The 16029-nt window shown below is 62.8% G+C and carries 17 protein-coding genes; 12 read left to right on the forward strand and 5 right to left on the reverse strand.

Translation table 11 applies throughout. The features are described 5' to 3' along the window. Window positions 1-61 precede the first annotated feature (61 nt). The 4 genes from rpoZ to IB261_RS29175 are packed head-to-tail and all read left to right on the forward strand — an operon-like array spanning window position 62 to window position 3693. Complete coding sequence (gene rpoZ, locus IB261_RS29160) at window positions 62-328, forward strand: DNA-directed RNA polymerase subunit omega (RefSeq protein WP_045217709.1); 267 nt, start codon at window positions 62-64, stop codon at window positions 326-328. A gap of 60 nt (window positions 329-388) precedes the next feature. Next, window positions 389-2497, forward strand: coding sequence for a bifunctional GTP diphosphokinase/guanosine-3',5'-bis pyrophosphate 3'-pyrophosphohydrolase (gene spoT, locus IB261_RS29165; protein WP_151188729.1), 2109 nt, complete (start codon window positions 389-391; stop codon window positions 2495-2497). A 22-nt stretch (window positions 2498-2519) separates the two neighbouring features. Further along, window positions 2520-2900 carry a deaminase RidA gene (gene ridA / locus IB261_RS29170; protein ID WP_017520704.1) on the forward strand — a complete coding sequence of 127 codons (381 nt, stop codon included), beginning with the start codon at window positions 2520-2522 and terminating at the stop codon, window positions 2898-2900. Between the two features lie 58 nt (window positions 2901-2958). Next, window positions 2959-3693, forward strand: a complete 735-nt coding sequence (locus IB261_RS29175) for a putative periplasmic lipoprotein (RefSeq protein WP_081515149.1) — start codon at window positions 2959-2961, stop codon at window positions 3691-3693. Between the two features lie 34 nt (window positions 3694-3727). Here the strand turns inward: IB261_RS29175 and IB261_RS29180 are convergent, their stop codons facing one another. The 3 genes from IB261_RS29180 to IB261_RS29190 all read right to left on the reverse strand — a co-directional run bounded on the left by IB261_RS29180 (window position 3728) and on the right by IB261_RS29190 (window position 6098). Then, complete coding sequence (locus IB261_RS29180; RefSeq protein WP_192225069.1) at window positions 3728-4351, reverse strand: LysE family translocator; 624 nt, start codon at window positions 4349-4351, stop codon at window positions 3728-3730. Window positions 4352-4418: 67 nt separating this feature from the next. Beyond that, complete coding sequence (locus IB261_RS29185) at window positions 4419-5219, reverse strand: helix-turn-helix transcriptional regulator (protein ID WP_192383595.1); 801 nt, start codon at window positions 5217-5219, stop codon at window positions 4419-4421. Between the two features lie 9 nt (window positions 5220-5228). Next, window positions 5229-6098 (reverse strand): NAD-dependent epimerase/dehydratase family protein, encoded by an 870-nt coding sequence (locus IB261_RS29190; protein WP_192383594.1) that lies wholly within the window; start codon window positions 6096-6098, stop codon window positions 5229-5231. Window positions 6099-6193: 95 nt separating this feature from the next. Between IB261_RS29190 and IB261_RS29195 the strand changes: the two genes are divergently transcribed. The 3 genes from IB261_RS29195 to IB261_RS29205 all read left to right on the forward strand — a co-directional run bounded on the left by IB261_RS29195 (window position 6194) and on the right by IB261_RS29205 (window position 10696). After that, window positions 6194-7126, forward strand: coding sequence for a hydrogen peroxide-inducible genes activator (locus tag IB261_RS29195; protein ID WP_081515145.1), 933 nt, complete (start codon window positions 6194-6196; stop codon window positions 7124-7126). Continuing rightward, the gene (gene recG, locus IB261_RS29200) at window positions 7123-9198 is read left to right on the forward strand and encodes an ATP-dependent DNA helicase RecG (RefSeq protein ID WP_169935469.1); all 2076 of its coding nucleotides are present in this window, start codon (window positions 7123-7125) and stop codon (window positions 9196-9198) included. The genes IB261_RS29195 and recG overlap by 4 nt, the downstream gene beginning before the upstream one ends. A 91-nt stretch (window positions 9199-9289) precedes the next feature. Continuing rightward, entirely contained in the window at window positions 9290-10696 is a 1407-nt protein-coding gene (locus IB261_RS29205) for an aminoacyl-tRNA deacylase and HDOD domain-containing protein (RefSeq protein ID WP_192383593.1), read from the forward strand. A gap of 82 nt (window positions 10697-10778) precedes the next feature. On the opposite strand, the gene IB261_RS29210 is transcribed toward IB261_RS29205, so the two are convergent. Next, complete coding sequence (locus IB261_RS29210; RefSeq protein WP_081515143.1) at window positions 10779-11180, reverse strand: helicase; 402 nt, start codon at window positions 11178-11180, stop codon at window positions 10779-10781. Between the two features lie 412 nt (window positions 11181-11592). After that, the gene (locus IB261_RS29215; protein WP_192383592.1) at window positions 11593-11895 is read right to left on the reverse strand and encodes a helix-turn-helix domain-containing protein; all 303 of its coding nucleotides are present in this window, start codon (window positions 11893-11895) and stop codon (window positions 11593-11595) included. Window positions 11896-12032: 137 nt separating this feature from the next. Here IB261_RS29215 and IB261_RS29220 point away from each other — a divergent pair, with 137 nt between their 5' ends. From IB261_RS29220 to IB261_RS29240, 5 genes are all read left to right on the forward strand, one after another. Then, entirely contained in the window at window positions 12033-12500 is a 468-nt protein-coding gene (locus IB261_RS29220) for a hypothetical protein (protein ID WP_192383591.1), read from the forward strand. A 9-nt stretch (window positions 12501-12509) separates the two neighbouring features. Next, window positions 12510-12749 carry a BPSL0761 family protein gene (locus IB261_RS29225; protein WP_427871394.1) on the forward strand — a complete coding sequence of 80 codons (240 nt, stop codon included), beginning with the start codon at window positions 12510-12512 and terminating at the stop codon, window positions 12747-12749. Window positions 12750-12766: 17 nt separating this feature from the next. Further along, window positions 12767-13387: a DUF6088 family protein gene (locus tag IB261_RS29230; protein WP_225606191.1), complete on the forward strand. Its 621-nt coding sequence runs from the start codon at window positions 12767-12769 to the stop codon at window positions 13385-13387. Window positions 13388-13552: 165 nt separating this feature from the next. Continuing rightward, the gene (locus IB261_RS29235) at window positions 13553-13915 is read left to right on the forward strand and encodes a histone-like nucleoid-structuring protein, MvaT/MvaU family (RefSeq protein ID WP_192383589.1); all 363 of its coding nucleotides are present in this window, start codon (window positions 13553-13555) and stop codon (window positions 13913-13915) included. Window positions 13916-14185: 270 nt separating this feature from the next. Continuing rightward, the gene (locus IB261_RS29240; RefSeq protein WP_192383588.1) at window positions 14186-16027 is read left to right on the forward strand and encodes an SIR2 family protein; all 1842 of its coding nucleotides are present in this window, start codon (window positions 14186-14188) and stop codon (window positions 16025-16027) included. Window positions 16028-16029: the final 2 nt, after the last annotated feature.

A 16029-nucleotide genomic window follows, 5' to 3' on the forward strand; every position in this document is an offset into this window, starting at 1 on the left:
TTTTTAGACTATCCAGTCCGCCCGGCATTTTCCGGGCCTACATTTCAGTACGAGGAACACCATGGCCCGCGTCACCGTTGAAGACTGCCTGGACAACGTCGATAACCGTTTCGAGCTGGTCATGCTCGCCACCAAGCGTTCGCGTCAGCTGGCCACCGGCGGCAAAGAGCCGAAGGTACCGTGGGAAAACGACAAGCCCACCGTCGTCGCCCTGCGCGAAATCGCTTCCGGCCTGATCGACAACGAAATCGTTCTGCTGGAGGACGTGGTTGAAGAAGAACCGCTGTTCGCTGCCTTCGAAGACGAGGCCAACAACGAGGCCCTGTAAGTCCATGTCCGGCCGACGAATCGGTGCACTGCGACGTACCGCTCGGCAGGGGGTGAACCCATGCCGAGCATAGATGCCTTCGCCGATCGTCTGTCGAGCTATCTGGGCCCGGACCAGGTCAACCTGGTCCGCCGCGCCTACTACTACGCCGAGCAGGCCCACGACGGGCAGCGCCGCCGCAGCGGCGAGGCTTACGTCACCCATCCGCTCGCCGTCGCCAATATCCTCGCCGACATGCACATGGACCATCAGAGCCTGATGGCGGCCATGCTGCACGACGTGATCGAGGACACCGGCATCGCCAAGGAAGCGCTCACCGCGCAGTTCGGCGAAACCGTCTCGGAACTCGTGGACGGGGTCAGCAAGCTGACCCAGATGAACTTCGAGTCCAAGGCCGAGGCGCAGGCCGAGAACTTCCAGAAGATGGCCATGGCCATGGCGCGCGACATCCGCGTGATCCTGGTGAAGCTGGCCGACCGCCTGCACAACATGCGCACCCTGGAAGTGCTGTCCGGCGAGAAGCGCCGGCGCATCGCCAAGGAAACCCTGGAAATCTACGCCCCCATCGCCAACCGGCTGGGCATGCACAGCATGCGCGTGGAATTCGAGGACCTGGGCTTCAAGGCCATGCACCCGATGCGCTCCGAGCGCATCCGCCAGGCGGTGAAGAAGGCCCGTGGCAACCGCCGCGAGATCGTCGGCAAGATCCAGGAATCGCTGGTCAACTGCCTCGCCCGCGAAAGCATGGAAGGCCAGGTCCTGGGCCGCGAGAAGCACCTGTTCAGCATCTACAAGAAGATGCGCGGCAAGCGCAAGGCGTTCAACGAGATCATGGACGTCTACGCCTTCCGCATCGTGGTCGACAAGGTCGACACCTGCTACCGCGTGCTCGGCGCCGTGCACAACCTGTACAAGCCGTTCCCCGGTCGCTTCAAGGACTACATCGCGATTCCCAAGGCCAACGGCTACCAGTCGTTGCACACCACGCTGTTCGGCATGCACGGCGTGCCCATCGAGATCCAGATCCGCACCCGTGAGATGGAAGAGATGGCCAACCACGGCATCGCCGCGCACTGGCTGTACAAGTCCAGCGAAGAGGAAGCGCAGAAAGGCACCCATGCCCGCGCCCGCCAGTGGGTGAAGGGCATCCTCGAACTGCAGCAGCGCGCCGGCAACTCGCTGGAATTCATCGAGAACGTGAAGATCGACCTGTTCCCGGACGAGGTCTACGTCTTCACGCCCAAGGGCCGCATCATGGAGCTGCCCAAGGGCTCCACGGCCGTCGACTTCGCCTACGCGGTGCACACCGACGTCGGCAACAGCTGCATCGCCTGCCGCATCAACCGCCGCCTGGCGCCGCTGTCCGAGCCGCTGCAGAGCGGCGCGACGGTGGAAATCGTCACCGCACCGGGTACCCGGCCGAACCCGGCCTGGCTCAACTTCGTGGTCACCGGCAAGGCGCGCACGCACATCCGCCACGCGCTCAAGCTGCAGCGCCGCTCCGAGTCGATCAACCTCGGCGAGCGCCTGCTGAACAAGACGCTGGCCGGCTTCGACAGCCACCTGGAGAAGATCCCTCAGGAACGCATCCAGGGCGTGCTCAACGAATACCGCATGGAAGTCTTCGAGGACCTGCTCGAAGAGATCGGCCTGGGCAACCGCATGGCCTACGTGGTCGCGCGCCGCCTGCTGTCCAGCGAAGGCGAGCAGGCTCCCAGCGCCGAAGGGCCGCTGGCGATCCGCGGTACCGAAGGCCTGGTGCTCAGCTACGCCAAGTGCTGCACGCCGATCCCCGGCGACCCGATCGTCGGCCACCTGTCGGCCGGCAAGGGCATGGTCGTGCACCTGGAGAACTGCCGGAACATCAGCGAAATCCGCCACAATCCGGAAAAGTGCATCCAGCTCAGCTGGGCCAAGGATGTCACCGGCGAATTCAACGTCGAACTGCGCGTCGAGCTGGAACACCAGCGCGGCCTGATCGCCCTGCTGGCGACCAGCGTCAACGCCGCCGACGGCAACATCGAGAAGATCAGCATGGACGAGCGCGACGGTCGCATCAGCGTGGTCCAGCTCGTCGTCAGCGTGCATGACCGTGTGCACCTGGCCCGCGTCATCAAGAAGCTGCGCGCGCTCAAGGGCGTGATCCGCATCACCCGCATGCGCAGCTGATCCCACCCCGTTAGGAGTCGACATGACCAAGACCGTTATCCACACCGACAAAGCCCCGGCCGCCATCGGCACCTACTCCCAGGCGATCAAGGCTGGCAACACCGTCTATGTCTCCGGCCAGATCCCGCTGGACCCGAAAACCATGGAACTGGTCGAGGGCTTCGAAGAGCAGACCGTCCAGGTGTTCGAGAACCTGAAAGCCGTCATCGAGGCTTCCGGCGGCTACCTGCACGACGTCGCCAAGCTGAACATCTTCCTCACCGACCTGTCGCACTTCGCCAAGGTCAACGAGATCATGGGCAAGTACTTCGTCCAGCCCTACCCGGCCCGCGCCGCCATCGGCGTTGCCGCCCTGCCCAAGGGCGCCCAGGTCGAGATGGACGCCATCGTCGTCCTGGAATAAGCCGCACCTCCCGAACGGGGCCTTCAGGGCCCCGTTCTTTTGTCTGCAAGGAGCAAACATGCGTCGCGCCCTGATCCTGAGCGCCCTGATCGGCCTGCTCACCGGCTGCGCCGGCACCCCGTCCGACCCTTCCGGCGTCTGGGTCAACCAGGCCGCCATCGATGCCGCCGGCAAGGGTGGCAAGCTGCGCGAGGCGCTGCTGGCCTACGGCCCGAACCTGGAATGGAAGCTGGACACCAAGGCCAGCCAGGCCACCTTCAGCAACGGCTTCGAGCTCGGCGAAGGCCAGCTGAGCGCCGAAGATCCCAAGCACTACCGCGTCGACTTCTACGGCAGCAACCAGGAATCCCTGGAGCTTGACGGCAAGGAGCTGGTGCAGGTGGGCAGCGACAATTGGCCCGAGCAGCGCTTCCTGCGCCCCAAGGAGCAGCCCGCCGCGCAGAGCCCGGCCGGCAGCACCTTCGAGAACGCCCTCTACGCCGCCTACCTGAACGGCACCTGGATCATCGAGGAAGGCGAAGGCAAGGGCAGCAAGGTCAAGTTCGCCGCCAACGGCAGCCTCGAAGGCATGCCCGGCTTCGATCGCTACGCGCTGTGCCTGGCCGGCGACTGCGCGGCCATGAGCGGCGACAACGACAGCATCTGGCTGCAACAGGGCCAGCAGGGCCGCGAATTCCTCTTCGAGCGCGACGGCGACAAGCTGGAGCTGTTCGAAGCGGTGAACCGCGCCCAGTCCGACGAGATGCCGCAGTACGCGCCCGGCAACAAGGTCTGGACCCTGGAGCGCGACTGACTCCGCGCGAGCGGGCGGGCGCGAATGACAGCCGTCAGCGCAGCCCGCTCCACAGCAGCCAGCCACCCAGCGCCAGCAACAGGCCGCCGCAAAGGCGGTCCAGCGCCGTGACCCGGCGCTTCAGCCAGCCGCGCCAGCGCGGACGATCCAGCAGGCGCACCAGCGCCATGTCCCACAGCAGCACCACTGCGCCCATCCACAGCACGCAGACTCCCAGTGCCCAGCCCGGCAGGTGGAACTGCCCGAGCACGCCGAACAGCCCGGTGTAGAAGATCGGCAGCTTGGGGTTCAGGCTGCTGGCAAGCAGGCCCTCGCGCATCCCGCGCAGAAATCCTCCGCTGCGCTGCAGCCCCAGATCAGTGGGAATCTCCAGCTCCCGACGCGCCAGCAGCGCCTGCGCGCCGAGCCAGACGAAGTAGACGCCACCCAGCAACTGCACCACCCGCAGCCCGTGGCTGGCCACTTCCGGCAACAGACCGAGAACGAACAGCACCAGCAGCATGCTCGCCAGATTGGCCAGGGCGATGCCCGCCGCGCAGCCATCGGCATGGCGACGACCGCGCAGCAGCGCGGCGCGGATCAGCAGGAAGAAGTCCGGCCCCGGTGACAGCAGGGCGGCGAAGTGGGTGCTGGCGACCAGCGCGAAGGCGGCGAACATGGTGATCTCCCGGATAGCGGCGTCGCGCAGTCTGGAAGCGTCGGGGTTTGCCGGTCTTGGAAGAAAGTCAGGTGCGCGTGGCGCGCAGGAAGCGACCGGGCGTAACGCCGGTGAAGCGGCGGAAGGTGCCGGAGAAGTGCGCCTGGTCGTAGAACCCCAGGGTCAGCGCGACCTCCAGCGGCTTCTCGCCGGCCACCAGCAGGCGCTTGGCCTCGCGGATGCGCCGCTGCAGCAGGTAGGTGTGCGGCGGCACGCCGTAAGCGTTGCGGAAGGCTTCGATCAGGTGGCGCGGATGGCGCTGCAGCAGCTCAGCCAGCGCTTCGAGGCTGACCGCCTCGCGGTAATGCGCTTCCAGGTAGTCGCGCAGCTTGGCAGTGACGCTGCCGTCGCGCGAGGCCGAGGCAGTCGGGCGCATGCCGCCGTGGCGAACGAACACCAACTCCAGCAGCGCCAGCAGTTCGCTCTCCAGCGCCAGCGCGTCGTTGCGCTCGAACTCCGTGGCGACGCGCCGCAGCGCCTCCGCCACCTGCCCGTCATCGTGCGGATTGAGCGCCTGGAAGCCACGCGGCAACTGCTTGCGGCCCAGCAGCGGGAGCAGGCGCGATTCCTCGATATAGAGCATGCGATAGACCAGCCGCTCGGACTCGGCATTGCCGGTGTGCGGCTCCTCCGGGTTCATCAGAGACAGGGTGCCGGCCGGCAGCACGTGGTGCGCGCCGCGGCACTGGTAGCCACCAGCGCCGTGCAGGATGGCGCCGATGGCAAAGGCATAGTGACTGTGCCGCCCGAACGGCTGGCCGGAGAAGTCCGCATGGAACAACTCCACCCCCGGTAACCAGGGGCGCGCCAGCAGTCGATTGGCGTCCATCAGACCCTTTTAGTCCTGCTTGCCGGCGAGGATCGCCGCGTAGCCTTCGCGGAAGCTCGGGTAGCGCGGCTCCCAGCCCAGCGCGCGGGCGCGGGCGTTGCTGCAGCGCTTGCTGCCGGCGCGGCGCACGGTCTGCTCGTCGGCCCAGTGGGTGACGCCCAGATGCGCGCGCAGCCAGCCGACTACGTCGTGCAGCGCCGCCGGGTCGTTGTCGACACCGATGTAGCAGTCTTCCAGCGCGACACCGCTGCGGTCGGCTTCCAGCAGTGCGGCGAGCAGGCCGGCGGCGTCCTCGGCGTGGATACGGTTGGCGTACAGCGGCGGCTCGCTGGCGACGCGGTAGCCCTCGCACACCTGCTTGAGCAGCCACTCGCGGCCGGGGCCGTAGATACCGGTGAGACGCACGACACTGGCGGGTATACCGCTCTGCAGCGCCACCTGCTCGGCCTCGAGCATCACGCTGCCCGAATAACTCTGGGCTTCGGCGGGCGAGGTCTCGTCGATCCATTCGCCATCGCGCTGGGCATAGACGCCGCTGCTGGAGACGAACAGCAGGCGCTTGGGCAGCTGTCCACGCTGCTGCAACCAGCCGAGGGTGTTGCGCAGGCCTTCGACGTAGGCGGCGCGGTAGCCGGCTTCATCGTGCTGGGTCGCGGCGGCGCAGAACACCAGGTAGTCCAGCTTGCCCACCGGCCAGGTGTCCGGGCATTCGAGCTGGCCCAGGTCGCCGGCCACCGGCAGCACTTCCAGCGGCAGCGCGGCCACGTTGCGGCGCAGGCCGTGGACGCGCCAGTCACGGGCGGCCAGTTGGCGTCCCAGGCGGCTGCCGACGTCACCGCAACCGACGATCATCAGGCTGGGGAAGGTGCTCTTGCTCATGCTTGGCTCCGCGAATCAAAGCTCGGCAGTTTAGCGCGGTTGGTTCGCGGCGGTGCAGCCGCTATGCTTGGGCCACCTCAACGGACTTAGTCGCCATGACCCTTACCGAACTGCGCTACATCGTCACGCTTGCCCAGGAGCAACACTTCGGCCGCGCCGCGGAGCGCTGCCATGTCAGCCAGCCGACCCTGTCGGTGGGCGTGAAGAAGCTGGAAGACGAGCTCGGCGTACTGATCTTCGAGCGCAGCAAGAGTGCAGTGCGCCTGACCCCGGTCGGCGAAGGCATCGTGGCGCAGGCGCAGAAGGTCCTCGAGCAGGCCCAGGGCATCCGTGAACTGGCCCAGGCCGGCAAGAACCAGCTGACTTCGCCGCTCAAGGTCGGCGCGATCTACACCATCGGCCCGTACCTGTTCCCGCACCTGATCCCGCAGCTGCACCGGGTTGCCCCGCAGATGCCGCTGTACATCGAGGAAAACTTCACCCACATCCTGCGCGACAAGCTGCGCACCGGCGAGCTGGACGCGATCATCATCGCCCTGCCGTTCCAGGAAGCCGACGTGCTGACCCTGCAGCTGTTCGACGAGCCCTTCTATGTGCTGATGCCGGCGGACCACCAATGGACCGCGAAAAAGACCATCGACCCGGAGCTGCTCAACGACAAGAGTCTGCTGCTGCTCGGCGAAGGCCACTGCTTCCGCGACCAGGTGCTCGAAGCCTGCCCGACCACCCACAAGGGCGGCGAAAACAGGCACACCACGGTGGAATCCAGCTCGCTGGAAACCATCCGCCACATGGTCGCCTCCGGCCTTGGCGTGTCGGTGCTGCCGTTCTCCGCCGTGGACAGCCACCACTACGCGCCGGGCGTGCTGGAAGTGCGCCCGTTCAGCGCGCCAGTCCCCTTCCGCACCGTCGCCATCGCCTGGCGCGCGAGCTTCCCGCGCCCGCGCGCCATCGAAGTGCTGGCCGACTCGATCCGCCTGTGCTCGGTCGCCAAGCCGACCGTCAAGGGTGAAGCCGAACCGGCATGACCGATCTGTCTAACGTCCCGGTCACCGCGCTCAAGGGCGTGGGCGCCGCGCTGGAAGAGAAGCTGGCGAAGGTCGGCCTGGAGAATCTCCAGGACATCCTCTTCCACCTGCCGCTACGCTACCAGGACCGCACCCGCATCACCCCCATCGGCGCCCTGCGTCCGGGACAGGATGCCGTGGTCGAAGGCGTGGTCTCCGGCGCCGACGTGGTGATGGGCAAGCGGCGCAGCCTGCTGGTGCGCCTGCAGGACGGCACCGGCACCCTGAGCCTGCGCTTCTACCACTTCAGCCAGGCGCAGAAGGAGAACCTCAAGCGCGGCACGCACCTGCGTTGCTACGGTGAGGCTCGCCCCGGCGCTTCGGGCCTGGAGATCTACCACCCCGAATACCGCTCGCTCACCGACGCCGCCGCGGCGCCGGTGGAGCAGACCCTGACGCCGATCTACCCGACCACCGAAGGCCTCACCCAGCAGCGCCTGCGCCAGCTCAGCGAGCAGACCCTGGCGCGCCTGGGCCCCTCGAGCCTGCCGGACTGGCTGCCGGCGGAACTGGCCCGCGACTACCGCCTGGGCCCGCTGGACGAAGCCATCCGCTACCTGCACCGGCCACCGCCGGACGCCGACCTGGAAGAACTCGCCGAAGGCCGCCACTGGGCCCAGCACCGTCTCGCCTTCGAGGAACTGCTGACTCACCAGCTGTCGCTGCAACGCCTGCGCGAGAGCGTGCGTTCCCAGGCCGCGCCACAGCTGCCGCCGGCCAAGCGCCTGCCGGCGCTGTACCTGAAGAACCTCGGCTTCAAGCCCACTGGCGCGCAGCAGCGTGTCGGCGCGGAGATCGCCTACGACCTCGCCCAGCCCGAACCCATGCTGCGCCTGGTGCAGGGCGACGTCGGCGCCGGCAAGACCGTGGTCGCCGCCCTCGCCGCCCTGCAGGCGCTGGAAGCCGGCTATCAGGTGGCGCTGATGGCGCCGACCGAGATTCTCGCCGAGCAGCACTTCCTCAACTTCACCAAGTGGCTGCAACCGCTGGGCATCGAAGTCGCCTGGCTGGCCGGAAAGCTCAAGGGCAAGGCCCGCGCCAGCGCACTGGAACAGATCGCCGGCGGCGCGCCGATGATCGTCGGCACCCACGCGCTGTTCCAGGACGAAGTGAAGTTCAAGCGCCTGGCCCTGGTGATCATCGACGAACAGCACCGCTTCGGCGTGCAGCAGCGCCTCGCCCTGCGCCAGAAAGGCGTCGATGGCCGGCTCTGCCCGCACCAGCTGATCATGACCGCCACGCCCATTCCGCGGACCCTGGCAATGAGCGCCTACGCCGACCTCGACACCTCGATCCTCGACGAGCTGCCGCCCGGCCGCACCCCGGTAAACACCGTACTGGTGGCCGACAGCCGCCGAATCGAAGTGATCGAGCGGGTGCGCGCCGCCTGCGCCGAAGGCCGTCAGGCGTATTGGGTGTGCACGCTGATCGAGGAATCCGAAGAACTCACCTGCCAGGCTGCGGAAACCACCTACGAAGAACTCTCCTCGGCGCTGGGCGAACTGCGCGTCGGCCTGATCCACGGGCGCATGAAGCCGGCGGACAAGGCCGTGGTCATGGAAGCCTTCAAGGAAGGCATGCTGCAGTTGCTGGTCGCCACCACGGTGATCGAGGTCGGCGTTGACGTGCCCAACTCCAGCCTGATGATCATCGAAAACCCCGAGCGCCTGGGCCTGGCCCAGCTGCACCAGCTGCGCGGCCGCGTCGGCCGGGGCAGCGCGGCGAGCCACTGCGTGCTGCTCTACCACCCGCCGCTGTCGCAGATCGGCCGCGAGCGCCTGGGGATCATGCGCGAGACCTGCGACGGCTTCGTCATCGCCGAAAAGGACCTGGAGCTGCGCGGCCCCGGCGAAATGCTCGGCACCCGCCAGACGGGCCTGCTGCAATTCAAGGTGGCCGACCTGATGCGCGACGCCGACCTGCTGCCGGCGGTGCGCGATGCCGCCCAGGCCCTGCTGGCACACTGGCCGCAATCGGTCAGCCCGTTGCTGGCACGCTGGCTGAGACACGGGCAGCAATACGGACAAGTGTGATCTATTTCACTTTCATCGGTCAGTTGACTGCTCGGTCACGCTGACTGCGTGGTTATACTCCGACCCAGCCGTTGATAACCGGATCACATTCATGAGCGACGCCGCACGCGCCCCATCCGACTCCTCGCAGGCCCCAGAGGTCATCCTGCAGCTGCTCGCCAAGCTGGGCATACCGTCTCGCGAAGTCTGCGATGTCACTACGCTTGCGGCCTCGCGCCGGGTACAGGCCAGCCTGCTGGAAGATGCCGTCGGCACCCTGCTGGTGCTGTTCCCGCAAAGCCAGCTGCTGGACCTGAACCGCCTGGCCGAACTCACCGGCCGCAAGCTGGTGGCGGTCAAGCCCGATCGCCTGGAGCGCATGCTCGGCAAGCACCAGCTCGGCCGCCTGCCGGCGCTGCCGCCGCTGACCAGCTCGCCGTGCCTGTATGACGAGCGCCTGTTGCAGGAACCCCAGCTGCTGATCGAGTCCGGCGCAGCCGGCACGTTGCTGGAGATTCCCACCGCGTCCTTCCGCAGCCTGCTGGAGAAAGCCAGCGCGGCGCGCTTCGGCGTGGCGCTGGAATCGATCCGGCCGAACCTCGACCGCCCGGACGACGACCGCAAGGAAATCACCCAGGCCGTGCAGGCGTTCACCGCCCGCCGCATCCAGCAGCGCCTCGAGGAAACCATCGAGATTCCGCCGCTGCCGGAAACCGCACAAAAGATCATCAAGCTGCGCGTCGACCCCAACGCCACCGTGGACGACATCACCGGCGTGGTGGAGACCGACCCGGCGCTGGCCGCGCAGGTCGTCAGCTGGGCGGCCTCGCCCTACTACGCCGCGCCCGGCAAGATCCGCTCGGTGGAGGACGCCATCGTCCGCGTACTGGGCTTCGACCTGGTGATCAACCTCGCCCTGGGCCTGGCCCTGGGCAAGACCCTGAGCCTGCCCAAGGACCAGCCGCAGCACGCCAAGCCCTACTGGCACCAGGCGATCTACACCGCCGCGGTGATCGAGGGCCTGACTCGTGCCGTACCGCGCGCCGAGCGCCCGGAAGCCGGCCTGACCTACCTCGGCGGCCTGCTGCACAGCATCGGCTACCTGGTCCTGGCACACATCTTCCCGCCGCATTTCTCACTGATCTGCCGGCACCTCGAGGTGAACCCGCACGTCGAGCACAACCTCGTCGAGCAGCACCTGCTGGGCATCACCCGTGAGCAGATCGGCGCCTGGCTGATGCGCACCTGGGACATGCCGGAAGAGATCTACACCGCGCTGCGCTTCCAGCACGACCCGTCCTACGCCGGCGACTGCTCGGCCTACGCCAACCTGGTCTGCCTGGCGACCCGCCTGCTGCGCAACCACGGCATCGGCAGCGGCCCGGAGACCGACATTCCACAGGACCTGCTGGATCGCCTGGACATCCCCCGCGAGAAGGCCGAAGACGCCGTGCGCAAGGTGCTCGACGCCGAAGCGGTGCTGCGCGAGCTGGCCAGCCAGTTCAATCCCGCGCATTGAATGTACCAACGCTGAAGCCGTCGCGATGCAGACATGAAAAAGGCCCCTCGAAGGGGCCTTTTTTCTGGTCGTCGAAAGCGCCTCAGGCGGCTTTCTTGTCGCTGCCCGGCGCGGCTTTCTTCTTCGGCTTGAGGTACTTCACCAAGCCCTGGAACCAGATCACCAGGCCGGGGTTGCCCTGGATCTGGATGTCCTTGTTCTGGATCCCCTGCATGAAGGCCAGCTGCGGGTTCTTCGAGGTCATGGTGGCGAAGCCGTAGGCGCCGTCCTTGAAGCCCAGCGCGAAGGCCGGCTGCGGATGGGTGCCGCGACGGGCGCTGACCTTGAGGTCCTTGACGATGTAGTGGCGGGCGACCTTGCCGTCGAGCGTGTGGAGCTGGAACACCAGGTCCTTGCCTTCGAGCTGCTTCTGGAACGCCGGGTTTTCGCGGCTGGCCTTGGCCATCAGGCGACCGAGCATCCACAGGAGTAGACGGAATTTCATGCACAAACCTCGACGTTCGAGACAATAGTCTGCGCATTGTAGCCAGTTTGAAAACGGACTACATCCGGTCTTTTGGAGGGATTATGTAACTGGAGGAGGCAACCCGGAGCCGCTCTGGCTCCGGGTCAGACGCGATCAGTTGACGGCGTCTTTGATTAGCTTAAGAAAAATTCGTTTCAAAATACCGACCTCCAACGGCAGCCAGCTAATTTCGTGGCCCTCATGGAAATGAGAGCATCGCTGCCAAAATAGTCGTTTCAAAAAGCTGTGTTTGGACAGCGATTTTTAGCTGAAACGGCGAAAAGTGAAACTCCCGTTTTGTCGGGCTTACAGCGGCAACGATTTCCGACCGAAGAAAATGAAACACTGACCGCCCAGAGCGCATAGCCGTCAGCACTCACAAAATTCCCGCCTAGCCGAATTCAGAGCCCTCGAGCAGTTGCTGGAGCTCCCTTGAGATGACCTGCAGCACCTCTCTGCCTGACTTCCCCTTGTCCCTCTCATCTGACATGTAAGTGAGTGCAACCAAGGTAGCGGGATGGATCTCAAGAACCGAACAAAGCTCGTCCAGCTTTTCCAACGTAGGACTGGTCTTTCCGCGTTCAAGCATGCTGATAAACGTCCGGCTGCTCACCACTGCAAAAGCCTCCTGGGACAGGTTTCGCCGAAGTCGCACAAGCCGCAGGGCTTTCCCGAAGCGCTCTTTCGTTTCCATTTTGCATACCCGCAAAAGGAAGCGATAAAGCGATATTGAACAAGATATGGCTACAAAATATATTGTTCATCGATACTCAAGAGACGGCTTCGGACAACACGAGGCTGATCACGCTCGAGGCCCGGAAGGAGCAAGTCATGTTCGTGACACATCGGCAGGGTGAGATTCTCTTAGGAGGCCTCAAGGAGGATGACTCGGCACAGGCTTGGTCATTCGTCGAGCTGGAGCTGAATGCTCCCGTGCTTTTCATAGAGGTCGTCCGCGTCATTAGCCGCGCACGCTACAAAAGCGTCCTCATGACGACCAGCATCGTGGTCCTTAAAAAAGCCATGATCGAGGAAGGACCCGACTTCCAAATTGAGAAGATCTCGGTCGTTGTCCCTAGCAGACTGACCGGAACGGAATCCTGGGAGATGGAACGGCTGGACGAAATACTTCAGGTAGCCGACTCGGCAACCAACAGGTCAGGCGTAATGTTTAAGACCGTAAGTGGCAAAAAGTACTTTTCGGAACTTGGCGAATGGACTGAGCCATTACGGGTCGACAAGCACATCTACAAGTCGCCGCCAAAAAATCCTCCTTCAAAATCCACCTCTGGAGGATAGATGATGTCAATGCCGCACGAACGCACTCGCGCAGTCATTCAGACTCGAGAGCTTCTCGTCGAAATCTCCAAAAACATCAGTCTCCCGATGACGCTTCGATCTGATGCGAAGCTTCTATTACGGCATTACCCCAGCGCTGACCAAGTATTGCTCGCAGGAAGGATTGAGGAGGAGACCTTTGCCGAATCGCAAGGCATAGCTCATCTGCTCGGCCCCATATTCAGTTCCTCCACAACCGAAAGCCTTTAAGAGCCGGCCCCCAAAAAATGGCAAGCCCACTCAGAGTCGCAAGCGCAGTCAAGGGTTGGATACTGCGGTACCCAGCGCGTCGTCCATTTCAAACTAGCGCCCTCCGCGCCCTTGGGCCTCGCAAAGCGGTACTCAGTGCGCTGTATAGACTTGTTGCTTGCGGAGAGATTGAGAGGGTCAGTCGTGGAATTTATGTGCGCCTTGAAACCATCCCACCCTTCGGCAAAATAGGTGCGGAGCTGACTGACGTCATTGAGCTAATAATGAACTCCAAGGGGGAAAAATATCAGACCCATGGCGCAGAGGCTGTTCGGAAATTCGGATTAACCACGCAAATGCAGGTCACTCCTGTTTTCTACACTACTGCTCGTAGCATGAAGATTCGTGTATACAATCTGACAGTAAGGTTTCAGCACGCCCCAAGTTTCTGCTTTCAGCACACAGATTCGGTTGCCGGACTGGCGATCATCGCCCTCTACTATTTGGGCCCTCAGGATCTGAGTTTGGGAAACATCTCCAAAATTCTCAATAAGCTTGGTACACAACACCTTCAGAAGCTGCAAAGCAGCGAAATGCCATCTTGGATGCGGCAGGCAATTTCGCTTCCGCTCGCACAACGTATCGGGCAAGCACCGTAACAGGGGAGCCCGAAGGGCAAAACCCGCAGCGCGCCGCGCAGTCGGCTGGGGTCGCAGCTAGCTCCAAAGCAGACGTCACTAAATCAAACCGCATTCAGTTGGTAGCCAGCCCTGATTAGCTGCTTTAAACTTGGGAAACGTAATTATTCTTACCCGGAGTAAATCATGTCTAGGCTTGCCGAATTTCGCGCAGCAGAAAAAGCCCTGGCCGATCAGCTGGCCTATCTTGAATCGTTGAAAAATGATTCTGGCTTGAAGAAGGAAATTGAGTTCGAAGAGAAACTCAATGCCCTTCTCGCCCAGTATGGCAAGTCCCTCAAGGACGTGGTGGCGATCCTTGACCCCGCGTCTCATCGAGGCGTACGCACTGGTGCTGCTAAACCAGCTCGCCGAGCTCGTGCGATCAAGGTGTATAAGAACCCTCATACCAATGAGGTCGTTGAAACCAAAGGCGGCAACCATAAGGTTCTGAAGGCCTGGAAAGCCGAACACGGCAACGACACGGTTGAGTCCTGGCTACAGCAATAACTGATATTCGCACCACCCGAAGCGCCATAGGCTCCCAGCCTTTGGCGCTTTTTTATTACGCATCGGCCACGAAATGGGAGCCCGCATCCTTATTTTGCGAGGCATCCAAACGCCGAACGAGGCCAATTACCGCCCGAAAACATTGCGACGCTTCGCTCAAATTCTTGTACCGCATGGCCTGGTTAATTTTGGCTGCACAAAGCCTATCATTGCCATGTAGCATGGAAGCGAGAAGGTTAGATTAGGCTTCGATTGCTCAGGGAGTTCTGCATGAAGGAAACCAGCGGACGAGCTTTTGCAACTAGATTTGCGCTTAACCCCTCCAGTTATGCTTGGCTGCTTGGAGCAGGCGCTTCCGCAACGGCAGGGATACCGACCGGCTATCAAATGATTCAAGAGTTCCGGGCGCAACTCTATGCGTCGGAGACGGGAATCAGTTCTCGAGAAATCGACTCTTCGGACCCTCTATGGCAAGAGCGGATTGATCAGCATCACGAGCGGAAAGGAGTACTTCCTCCCAAGTGGTCACCGACTGAATACAGCCGAGCATTCGAAGCACTTTATCCCTCTCAAGAAGACCGACGCCTTTACATCAAAAGGCAAGTATCCAAGGGCAGCCCGTCTTTAGGGCATAAGGTACTGGGCGCACTGTTAAGCTCCAATCAGACCTCATGCGTCTTCACCACCAATTTCGACACCCTGATAGAAGATTCAGCGACCGTTGCCGCCCAACTGCTTCCACCAAGCGACCGCTCTTCAGTGACTCTTGCCGCCATCGATAACAGCGCCCGAGCAGAGACATGTTTGCGGGAAAACGAGTGGCCTTTGATCGTCAAACTTCATGGCGACTACCAATCTGTCGAGCTAAAAAACACTGACTCGGAGTTGCTAGAGCAGGATGAGCGACTGCGCTTGGTGCTGACGCAGTCCCTACATCGGTTCGGCCTCATTGTGGTGGGCTACAGCGGCCGCGACGAATCCATTATGCAGGCTCTAAGAGCAGTTCTGACTGATCCAGTCCACTACCCAAAGGGCATTTATTGGCTGTGCCAAGATCCAACGAGACTGCTGCCTGCCGTAACTGAATTTCTTGAAGAGGCAGAGACAGCAGGAGTCGACGTTCATCTGGTGTGTGGCACTACCTTCGACGAGCTTCTCGGAAATATTGCGGATATCACCGAGCTACCGCCACCGCTGGTCAGCCACGTCATCAGCTCGGAACGATCAATTACCCCGACGCCAGTAACACTGGAACGCAGCCCAACTCTGGCAGCGCCTGTGTTGCGCTTATCAGCGTTGCCGCTGCTAGCAATGCCGCACTCCGCACGAAAGATCACCCTCGACTCGCCCGTAGAAGTTGCGGAAATCCGAGGCCTGCTGAAGGAGAGCATGACCAAGGCAGTCATAGGTCTCGCCGGTCAGCCCGGCGTAATTGCTGCCTTCGGCGACGACGAGGCTTTATGCAAGGCACTCTCTCCCCTCGGCCCAAAGCTCTCCGGCGAGATTCAACTCGATATCTCGAAAGATCCATGGGCGAAGGGAGTGATTTACGAAGCGCTCATCCGCGCCCTATGCCGTAATCTCCCTTTACGAGCAAGGTTACAGGGACGGGGACACAGCCTTTCGGTTTCTTGGCCCCATGCAAACCTTACCGCTGAGGCAGCCGCTGAGCGACGCCAACAGTTGGCAAATTTGAAATCGGCATACGGCACTGAACTTACTGGATTGGTGCCAGGTACAACTGCTCGGTATGCCGAAGGGGTTTGGATACGCCTCGAAGAGGCCGATGGGCGATGGTGGGTGGTATTCGAGCCAGCCACGTTTATTGATTTCTCTCGAGCGGGGAAGGATGCAGACCCTACGCAGTCCACTCTTGAGCATAGGAAAGCCGAAGATTGGCGCCGCGAACGGTGGGTGCAGAAATACAATCCGAGATGGTCAGCCATATTCGATGCCTGGGTCGAATTGCTAGCTCACATAAATGGGGCTCGCAGAACAGCCTATAGGCTTCCCGAGGGGCGAGGAATTACTGCTGAATTTGAGCTGGGGCCGCGCACAGCTCGAAGTCGTCCAAGTCATGACCACAACTCTTACCACGTATCGGGGCGGTGAGC

Origin of the sequence: Pseudomonas sp. PDM20 (assembly GCF_014852575.3) — a bacterium.
GTDB lineage: Bacteria > Pseudomonadota > Gammaproteobacteria > Pseudomonadales > Pseudomonadaceae > Pseudomonas.